Below are 9,011 nucleotides of genomic sequence, written 5' to 3'. Positions count from 1 at the left end.
CCCGATAGAACTTTTTGACGCTTTGATATGGCGTTAATCTACTTACTTTCCCTCATCTTCGTTCCCTTTAAATGCTAATCCGCCAAGTCCTAGTACTTCATTAAATATTCTTGATAATTCATGTTGGAATTGTTTCAACTCAATACCGTCCCATAGCTCATCTAATGTGAATTGATGTTGAAATACTTTTACAGCAAATTCCGCCAAGTCATCTAGCTGATCTGCAACGCTATTGGTACCATCATCTTTTTTATTAGCCATATCTTCATTTACTTTTAACGCTTCTCGTAATAATCGAGCTGGCACAAAATCGTTCACAAAAGTTTTATCTTTACCCTCGATTTTTAATGTAATTTGCATAATTCATCCATCCTTTTCGTTAGTCACTTTAATTTGATAAAAAGAAAAGAAGCCCTCGAAAGGACTTCTTGTTTAAGGAATAGGTACTGCTTCAGTAGGTTTTTTAACCGATGCAAAGAATGTCTCCGGTGTTGCTGTAACGCCATCGTCACGTGTATCCACGACATGTTTTAATTCGCCTGTTTTAAGAGGAATAGCTTCACCACTGAATGTATCAGTCTTATAGCTTGTTTCACCTTTTTTACGAGTGTTTGCTGATTCCTCACCTGGTTTAAATTTTGCTTTGTAGTACCACACAAGCTTTGAGCCCGATTCATAACCAATCGCTAAAAAGCGTGGAGAATCGTTTGAGCTCACAATTAACCCACCGTCCGAAGATAATTTATGACCATACCAATCAGCCTGCACTTCTGTCGGTAAGTCGGCTACTTCTCCACTAATGGAGATAGAATCTAATTGCGCTTCTGAATCAGCAACTCGATCACCAGCATCCAGGGACGCTTCGGAAAAATTGGGTGTTTGAGTAAGAGAAATAGGCATATCTAATACTTTTACATCAGCCGCATGTGTTTCAGCTTCTTCATCCGTCATTAAAGCATAATACAAACGCTTTAAACTAATTTTTTTAGTTTTTTCATTTACCGGTGTAATAGCCATTTACATGACCTCCTAAATTTAATATTCATCAAAAAAGACGAATCGCAATACTTTGTTAAAGTGCGAGTCGCCCATTTGTTTTGGTACATCGTGTTCAAAAGTTCTTTCGTATCCGGCTGATTCCATAAGCTTTTTTACATCTTCTACAAGTTGATAATAATCTGGCTTTGACCAAATATTAACTTGAATCAGTCGTTTCGTTTCAAATTCCTTATCTGCAGCTTCTAATGCTGGATTAGATACAATTTCCAAAAAGGTAATGTATTGGTCAGGAATACTTGAACCTGTCGGAACAGAGTTAAAAGATACTGACAAACCAGTAGAGGATAAAATATTTACAACATGATCCACAATATCAATCATAAATTTTTTGCCTTCTTGATTTCATCAGCCATCGCATTAATAGCATCTGTTTTACTCTTTTCAAAACCACGAGTAAAAAACGGATTTGGTGCTGTAGGTCCCCAAGATACGATTTGTCGTTTTCCATTTTTAATCGCTTCTTTACTTCCTCCAGAACGTCCAAGTTCAACTATGTGTGCATGATAAGCGCCGCCTGAGTGAACTTTTGCTTCTCCATCTTTTGCACGTTTAGCCTTTATATTATTTTTAATCGAAGCATGATTTAGATTTTCTCTTTCATCTTGTGGCGCTTCCTCAATGACTGCCTCTCTGACCACTTTAGCTGCCACATTGAGTGCTTTGTTTTCTTCGGCTTCTTCTAATGGCAGGTTTATTAAATTTTGTATTAAAGCGTCCATCCCCTGCATTTCTATTCGCATTTATGGTACCTCCTTTAAAAAGATTGTGAGCCATTGATTATCACCATTATCGTTAACTGGTGGTGAGTCCATTTCGTAAGTTTTGTCCGCAATACGCACACGCATATTTTCATGAATATCTTTGCGATAACGAATACCAATAACACATTTCCCTTTCCATTGTGTTGCATCAGAACTAAATAATTTGTAACCCTTTGCAGTCTTTAACTCCGCCCATACCGTTTCATGTTTAGTCCATTCTTCATTTGGCCAACCATTAATGACTTCAGGATCAGGAGGATTAAAAAAAGTTACACGTTTATTCATGCGACCTGCGTTATTGTTGTGCTGATAATTCATCTGGATTCACCCACTTCAGCTGTAAAATCATTGATTGTAAACCGTAAGGCAATACATTAGCATTTTTGTTGCCACTACTATAGACAATACGGTTTTCATAGTAATGAGTTGCCAGCATCATAATAGCCAAACGATGTTGTGCAAAAATGTCTTTCCCATCCACAATCAGATAGTAATTGCTAGGCTGCTTTACTCCGGCGTTTTCTAATACCAAAATGGCCGTTTGCAGAAAAGTAGAAAGGGATTGATTTTCATCATCCCCATCAATCCGTAAATATTCTTTTAATTCATCGAGTAATGTTGTCATTATTCATCACTCTTTTCTTCTGTAGAAGGTACTGTATTGAATTTTGCAGACGTCTTTTTAGGTCCTTCAATAACTTCTAAAAACGCTACTCCGTAATTGCCATGAACCTTCGTTAAAAACTCAGCACGAGCCTTAACTAGCTTTTTACCAGCAGTTGGATAGGTATCGCCTACCTCGTAAACATGGCCATCATGATTCTTCTCTTGGAACCGATTAATCACTTTGTACACTTAATTCACCTTCTTTCGGTAAAATAAAAACCCCTATTCCTTTGATTAAGGAACAGGAGTTGTATCTACTTCAGCAATTCGGAATGCAGAAGCTAATTTAATTTGGTGGTCTAACCATGCCGTAACAACAAACTGTTCAACGCCTGTTTTGATATCTTTAGCACGATCAAATAATTCGTCTAAATCGTAGTTAAAATGAGAATAGTTAAAGTCACCAACAATCGGCTCTGTAGCGCTATCAACAAAAATAGTTGGCATACCTAGAATTTGTTCTGGTTGTGCAGCATACAACGAGGCATTTCCATTTGCTAATTCTTTAATCATTTGAAGATAGTCCACTTTTGACATGGCTACTTTCGCATTTTCACGATAATCTTCGTGTAAATCTGCATATGCATTAATAATAGCTTCGTATTTAGTTAGACCTTTAACACGCTTTAACGCTGTTGGACCTGTGCGATAGAAACTCATATGTTCTTCGCCTGTTTTCGGTGTTTTCGTAAATGCTACTTTCTTTTCTTTTGCTGCCACACCTGATTTCAATGCGTTTTCAACATGCATAACTAATGCCGTATCAGTGCCGTTTAAAACTGTTTCAGATACACCTGCAAACACTTTAAATTTAAAACGACCAAAAGATACCGTATCACCAGTTAATTTAAGTTCTTTAGCAGTTTCTTTGTCGGCAACAAAGTCGTCATCATCTAAAGTATAGCTAAGTTTTGGAATTTCTAGATTTGTAATGTGTGTAACAGCCGAATTCCCACGCAACGGGTTCGTTGCTAGTGGTTCCATAATGATTTCATTTGATACCGTTTTAGGCAAGAACTTTCCGCCACCAGTACTTGAATCGTCCCCTAATGCTGCTCGTACTTCCGAAGAAATTGGTTTATTAAACATAGTTGCTCGAATAAGTTCTGCTTTGGCAGCAATTACTTTTTGTTGAGGATCTTCAATGCCGCCTAGAGTTGCTTGTTTCATTGCTTGTTGTTGTTCAAATTTTGCTTTTTGTTCTGCTTCCAATTCATCATGCTGTTGCTTGATGACATTAAAGCGAGCTTGTAAATCTTCTTTAGATTTTTGTTGCGCTTGAATATCTTCGATTGATGCAGATGGATCAATGGCTTTAGCAGAAAGCTCACTTTCCACTTTCTTTAATTGTTGACCGATTGTAGCCATAGCTTGCTTTAATTCATAAAGTGTTTTGTCACTAAAAAATTGAATGTTTAATTGTGGTAACAATAATTTCGGTGCATTTTTTTGTGCAACCTGTTTTAATAAACGTTTTTTTGCATTTGACATGTGCAAATACCTCCATTTTTTTTAAAGAATAGTTTCTAAATAAGCAAGATTCGCCTTAGAATCTGCAAGAATTTTTTCACGTAATGCTTTTTCTTTATTTGACATTTGTGCAACTGGTTGTGTCCTATCGATTAACGCTTTGAATGCATCTGGTACGTTTTTAAATAATTCAATATGCTCCTTATTGATAGAAGCAACTGCATTATTAGCCCCTTCAATTACGTCACATAGTCCTAAATCATATGCTTGTTGAGCCGAAAGCCAAGTTTCCACATCCATTAACGCTCGGATTTCTTCTTCTGGCGTTTTATCGCCGATTTTCGCCATGAAAGTTTCGATTTGTGTTTCATTTATCCTGTCTAAGTCATCTGCAGCCTTCCGTAACTCATTTGCATTACCGGCAACTATATTCCACGCATTATGAACCATCCACATGCTATTTGCGTACATATGAACTTCGTCACAACTCGCAACAATACATCCCGCAATTGATGCAGCTAGAGCATCTACATAGCCAATAACACGAGCTTTATGACGCTTTAGCATGTTGGAAATAGCAATTCCTTCGAAAACGGAACCACCTGGACTGTTTACATACAAATTAATTGTTGAAATGTCGCCGCACTCGTCTAACTTTTCTTTAAAAACTACTGAAGACATTTCCCCGTACTCTTCCCAGGCATACTTTGTGATTTCACCCATAATAAAAATATCTGCTGATTTACCATTTGCAGATGCCTTAATTTCAAAAAAGGTTTTCTTTTTTTGACCAAAAAACTGAAAATTTAACGGATATTTGATTGCTTTTTTCACTCTTTTTCACCTCCTCCCGATGTAGTTGTACTTTTACGCTCACTAATCGGTAAATCGATTGGATATAAATCACCGCTAATCCATAACGTGTTGGCCATTTCAGATTTGTCCGGTGGTAAATCTTCAAACTGTCGAACCTCATTAGGTTTCATTCCTGCCGAGCGTAACATCATTTGATAAAACGCAGTACGTGCTGCAGTATCACCTCGCAACAGACCGCCTAAGTTGAATTTGAAGTACTTTCCTGCTGCTCTATCATCTTTGGTGAGCATTTTTCGGTTAAATTCATGTTCATATTGTCGTACAATCGGCGATAAAGTCATCTGGACAAAGCGAATCATCTCTTGTTCATTACTTCCGAAAGTACCACCATCTGTTTCATTTAAAAAAGAAACAGGAACATTAAAAACGTTAGCAACACGAGAACGAGTAATTTTCTCGGATGCTAACGTATCTGAAGCAAAGTATTTTTTTTCAAGATCATTTATCTCGACACCCGGCTCTTGGAACAAAATACCGCCATTTTCAGCATAAAAACGTCTGAAATCATTAATAATACGACCTTTTTTGTCATCATCCACGTTAGCCGCATATTTCAAAATGAAGGATTCTTTTTTCTCCATTTCAGAAAGAGAGAATTCTTGTACTGCCTTATCATACTTGATTGTATTGGCCAATACTTTCAATGGGTTTAAACCGCGCAATCGATTGGGACCACGAATATGCTTAACATGAAGCATATCCATATTGTGAACATACATTTTTTTTGATTCTCCACGAACTTCGTACCACAAAGAGCCATCATCTTTATTGATAAATTCAGTAACACATGACGGATCCAATGGAATAATTTCCATCGGTTGTAATCGAATGTCACGAAGAATAACCGCGTACCCATTCCCGTGTTCATTCCTACTTACTTCTAATGCATTTATAAAATCGAACGAACTCATATTTTGATTCGGCTCATTTATCAAAACATCAGCTGCTTGATTCATCACCACATCATAATTTTGATGTAATTTAATTGGTAACGTTGATAATGTGTTGGCCAAACGAGTAATAACACTAAAAATTGTTTCATTTGTTGCTAATTGGCTGTTATCGATGCCCCAAAAGGTTCGTCCAAACCAATTCGAAAAGTCCCATGTTGCGCCTTTCCAGCCTGCGTATGCCATGTAAGCTGCTCTTTTAGTACGTTGCCATAGTTTCACTTTCTCACCTCCCTCTTATAAATCATGAATTGAAATGAAGCTGATGTTTCCGTCTCCACTTTCTACAGTTGCGTGCCGTGCTTGTACAAATGCTGTAATAATAGCTGCTATCGGGTCAATCCTTTCCCTTGATTTAGCTTTAGAGAGCTTAATACTCTCATTCGCTGCCATTTCAGCTATTGCATTGCCTACCGCCCATGACAATACTTTGTCGCCTACGTGAGTGATTTTTTTATGCGTATTTGTACTTTGATAAACATAATCCCTGAAGTCCTTTGTAGGCTCCGATAAAGTCGGAAAACCTTGTCGGACCTCCACAGTGATGAGCCCGTAATTTTCCATATTTTGCGCGAACTGTGTAGCGCCATATGGATCATAGCAGAAGAGAATAACATTTAATTCGTAGTCATTGATAAAATTCATTATCCATTGTTCCACATATGCATAATCGACTACTGCACCAGGCGTTACATCCATCCAACCTTCTTCCACCCACAAATCGTATGGTACTTTATCTTTTGCGCGTCTTTCATTCAATGTATCTTGTGGCATAAACGAATGTTGGCCAACATGGAAACCGTAATCTGTTGGGAAAACATAGCCAACAGATGTTAAGTCAATTTTCTTAGATAAATCGACACCGATATAAACATCTCGACCGTTTATATCAAACTCTTCAATTTCACAAGCCTTCCACTTGTTAGCTGGAATAAAGCCTCCTTCTTTCATATCCACCCACACATTCATAGTTTTCGTTAAAAAAGCACGCATTTTTTCAGGGACATCTAGCGCTGTCTTTAGATCCGAACGAATCGATTCAAGTCCTTCTTCATAAGTAGCTACAATGGGATTTGCTTTTATCCAGTTGCTTTCGTCCTTAATGTCATCGCCAGGATCAAGTTCGCAGATAATGGCAAAATAATCATCGTTTTCTGTATCATCATCAGGATTCAAAATACGACTAACGTATTCATATTCAATAAAGCACGGTCGACTTAAATCAAAACCAGCTGTCGTAATGACAAACATTAAAGGCTCTTTACGTGCTACCATCCCTGATTGCAGTACATCGTAAATTTCGGATGTCAAATGGTTGTGATATTCATCAACAATGCCCACAGATGGGTTTTTACCATCACCTGTTTTACGGGTTTCGCGAGACAGTGGAACAATAACAGAACCATTTTTAAAAACCTCAATTTTTCCGTAAGCTTCTTTCCATTTGCCATCTAAAAGTTCACTAGAATTAATCCCATCTCGAACAGCGACATATACCTCATCCGATTGATCTTTTTGCCAACCTGCAATGTACATACGCTGTTTTTCGTTACCTAAAAAAGCAATATAAGAACCCACAATCGCTAAAAACTGTGATTTAGCATTTTTTCTGGCCAACTGGATATAAACTTTACGAAAACGACGTGCTCCGTTACGTTTCTTTTTAAAGCAAAAAATATTAACCGATATGAATAACTGAAAGTCAGTTAATTCAACGTTTTGTTCTGCTAATACACCTTCAACGTGTTTAAATTCATGAGCCCACCAATAAAAATCTTCTGCTACTTCTTCATCAAAATAAAAAGGACTGTCATCATTTTGACAATCCTCGTAATCTTTTAAGAAGCGTTTTACTGCCCATTTATGTTTTATACAAGCATTAATTTGACCGTTTAGAATATCATCGCAGTAATTAAAGACGCGCTCTAATACCCAATTCACAGCCTACCACCGAAGCGTTTTTCCGCTTCGCTCTTTCCAGGTCTGTTTACTGGTTCTGGAATAACTAATTTCAAGCGAGATGTGATAGATAGGCCTAGATCAGTTGCAGCCGCACGACACTCACTGAAAAACCCTCTTTTTACACGTGCTAATTTCGGATAATCGTCATTGGCTATCGTTGTTCGAATTATTTTCCCGTCTTTTTCGTCCTCTAAAGTTATAGTAGGTTTCATCTTCCGCATCTCTTTTACCAGTTGCAAATATTGATGCTTAGAGTCCAAGTACCGCGCTAAAGTATCTACATCGAGCTCACTAAAAATATCTAATGCAACTAACTTTTCAGCAATCGTTACAAACTCCTTTTTTTGAGCTGCAGTTAAATATGAAGGTGGAACAATATTTTCTGTCGGACCTCTCATTTTTTCTTCATGATCTTGACGTCTTTTCATTTCGTCTTTTGTTAAATGATTGGAACGACCTTTTCCAATGATCACTTGTAACGGTTGCTTATTTCTCCCTGCCATGCTATCACCTCACTTTCGATTTTTTACTATAAAAAAATTTTTCAAAAACGGATTTTTCTGCACGGAAAACGGGCAACCGGTGTAGGGGCATTGACCTCTCTATATTGAAATGGAGGGGGGCTACCCTATGATTTCCCGTATTTCTGTAAATCTTCTTTCGTTTTAATGTTGTGACAACCACCGCATAGCAATTGTAAGTTGTCTTCTTCCAATCGCTTTGACCAGTCAACAGACAATGGGATGATGTGGTCCACAATGACACCGACTGTGATTCGTTTATCAGCTAAACAATGCTGGCACAAACCGTTATCACGAATGCGAATATAATCACGACATTTAATCCAAGCTGCCGAATGATAAAATTGGTCGTGCTTTTTATTACGATGGTACTTATCGTAGTAGCGATTGTTTTCAGATTTGGTATTCAAATGTGATTCGCAATATCCTTTTCGCGTAAGGTTGCCGCATCCAGGTTTGTTACATGGACGTAAAGGTTTTTGGTTCATGCTTTTCAACCTCTTGTTTAAGTGAACTCATACACTTTTTAACCTCCTTGTTCAACTTATCCAATTTGAACATTAAACCGTTTTTCTCGAAAATGTTAATCCGTTTTCTTTTAAGCTTGTTTTTAATATTGTGTTGCTCATTTTGAAGTTGCCTGATTTGATCGTCTGTATAAAAACAGACATACTCACATCCACAATTAGGACAGTTGAAGTATGTCTTCTCGATATTGTTATGAAGTTTGTCTGTCTTTAAATGTT

General features: G+C 37.5%; 13 protein-coding genes. All 13 read right to left on the bottom strand.

What is annotated here, in order from left to right:
* Window positions 1-42: 42 nt before the first annotated feature.
* On the bottom strand, window positions 43-360 hold the full coding sequence (gene gpG / locus AC3II9_RS01385; RefSeq protein WP_489152693.1) for a phage tail assembly chaperone G: 318 nt from the start codon (window positions 358-360) through the stop codon (window positions 43-45).
* A 72-nt stretch (window positions 361-432) separates the two neighbouring features.
* The gene (locus AC3II9_RS01380) at window positions 433-1,017 is read right to left on the bottom strand and encodes a major tail protein (protein ID WP_489152692.1); all 585 of its coding nucleotides are present in this window, start codon (window positions 1,015-1,017) and stop codon (window positions 433-435) included.
* Between the two features lie 18 nt (window positions 1,018-1,035).
* Window positions 1,036-1,380 carry a hypothetical protein gene (locus AC3II9_RS01375; protein ID WP_489152691.1) on the bottom strand — a complete coding sequence of 115 codons (345 nt, stop codon included), beginning with the start codon at window positions 1,378-1,380 and terminating at the stop codon, window positions 1,036-1,038.
* Entirely contained in the window at window positions 1,377-1,799 is a 423-nt protein-coding gene (locus tag AC3II9_RS01370; protein WP_489152690.1) for an HK97-gp10 family putative phage morphogenesis protein, read from the bottom strand. The genes AC3II9_RS01375 and AC3II9_RS01370 overlap by 4 nt, the downstream gene beginning before the upstream one ends.
* Window positions 1,800-2,138 carry a phage head closure protein gene (locus AC3II9_RS01365; protein ID WP_489152689.1) on the bottom strand — a complete coding sequence of 113 codons (339 nt, stop codon included), beginning with the start codon at window positions 2,136-2,138 and terminating at the stop codon, window positions 1,800-1,802.
* Window positions 2,116-2,445, bottom strand: coding sequence for a head-tail connector protein (locus tag AC3II9_RS01360; protein ID WP_489152688.1), 330 nt, complete (start codon window positions 2,443-2,445; stop codon window positions 2,116-2,118). Before AC3II9_RS01360 ends, AC3II9_RS01365 begins: the two co-directional genes overlap by 23 nt.
* On the bottom strand, window positions 2,445-2,675 hold the full coding sequence (locus AC3II9_RS01355) for a hypothetical protein (RefSeq protein WP_489152687.1): 231 nt from the start codon (window positions 2,673-2,675) through the stop codon (window positions 2,445-2,447). Before AC3II9_RS01355 ends, AC3II9_RS01360 begins: the two co-directional genes overlap by 1 nt.
* 45 nt (window positions 2,676-2,720) lie before the next feature.
* Window positions 2,721-3,854, bottom strand: a complete 1,134-nt coding sequence (locus AC3II9_RS01350) for a phage major capsid protein (protein WP_489152768.1) — start codon at window positions 3,852-3,854, stop codon at window positions 2,721-2,723.
* Between the two features lie 144 nt (window positions 3,855-3,998).
* Window positions 3,999-4,790, bottom strand: coding sequence for a head maturation protease, ClpP-related (locus tag AC3II9_RS01345; protein WP_489152686.1), 792 nt, complete (start codon window positions 4,788-4,790; stop codon window positions 3,999-4,001).
* A complete protein-coding gene (locus AC3II9_RS01340; protein WP_489152685.1) occupies window positions 4,787-6,004 on the bottom strand; it encodes a phage portal protein in 1,218 nt (405 codons plus the stop codon). The genes AC3II9_RS01345 and AC3II9_RS01340 overlap by 4 nt, the downstream gene beginning before the upstream one ends.
* A gap of 15 nt (window positions 6,005-6,019) precedes the next feature.
* Window positions 6,020-7,723 (bottom strand): terminase large subunit, encoded by a 1,704-nt coding sequence (locus AC3II9_RS01335; RefSeq protein WP_489152684.1) that lies wholly within the window; start codon window positions 7,721-7,723, stop codon window positions 6,020-6,022.
* The gene (locus tag AC3II9_RS01330; RefSeq protein ID WP_489152683.1) at window positions 7,720-8,247 is read right to left on the bottom strand and encodes a phage terminase small subunit P27 family; all 528 of its coding nucleotides are present in this window, start codon (window positions 8,245-8,247) and stop codon (window positions 7,720-7,722) included. Before AC3II9_RS01330 ends, AC3II9_RS01335 begins: the two co-directional genes overlap by 4 nt.
* Before the next feature lie 125 nt (window positions 8,248-8,372).
* The gene (locus AC3II9_RS01325; protein ID WP_489152682.1) at window positions 8,373-8,753 is read right to left on the bottom strand and encodes an HNH endonuclease; all 381 of its coding nucleotides are present in this window, start codon (window positions 8,751-8,753) and stop codon (window positions 8,373-8,375) included.
* Window positions 8,754-9,011: the final 258 nt, after the last annotated feature.

Source organism: Lysinibacillus sp. RU7, assembly GCF_057837305.1.
The sequence above is the reverse complement of the archived record's forward strand: the minus strand, read 5'-3'. Positions and strand labels throughout refer to the sequence as shown.

Bases quoted from the DNA above. Each gene is read 5' to 3' on its own strand.
- AC3II9_RS01380 (WP_489152692.1), bottom strand. From the start codon at position 1,017: ATGGCTATTACACCGGTAAATGAAAAAACTAAAAAAATTAGTTTAAAG.
- gpG (WP_489152693.1), bottom strand. From the start codon at position 360: ATGCAAATTACATTAAAAATCGAGGGTAAAGATAAAACTTTTGTGAAC.
- AC3II9_RS01330 (WP_489152683.1), bottom strand. From the start codon at position 8,247: ATGGCAGGGAGAAATAAGCAACCGTTACAAGTGATCATTGGAAAAGGT.
- AC3II9_RS01360 (WP_489152688.1), bottom strand. From the start codon at position 2,445: ATGACAACATTACTCGATGAATTAAAAGAATATTTACGGATTGATGGG.
- AC3II9_RS01350 (WP_489152768.1), bottom strand. From the start codon at position 3,854: ATGGCTACAATCGGTCAACAATTAAAGAAAGTGGAAAGTGAGCTTTCT.
- AC3II9_RS01370 (WP_489152690.1), bottom strand. From the start codon at position 1,799: ATGCGAATAGAAATGCAGGGGATGGACGCTTTAATACAAAATTTAATA.
- AC3II9_RS01365 (WP_489152689.1), bottom strand. From the start codon at position 2,138: ATGAATTATCAGCACAACAATAACGCAGGTCGCATGAATAAACGTGTA.
- AC3II9_RS01375 (WP_489152691.1), bottom strand. From the start codon at position 1,380: ATGATTGATATTGTGGATCATGTTGTAAATATTTTATCCTCTACTGGT.
- AC3II9_RS01325 (WP_489152682.1), bottom strand. From the start codon at position 8,753: ATGAACCAAAAACCTTTACGTCCATGTAACAAACCTGGATGCGGCAAC.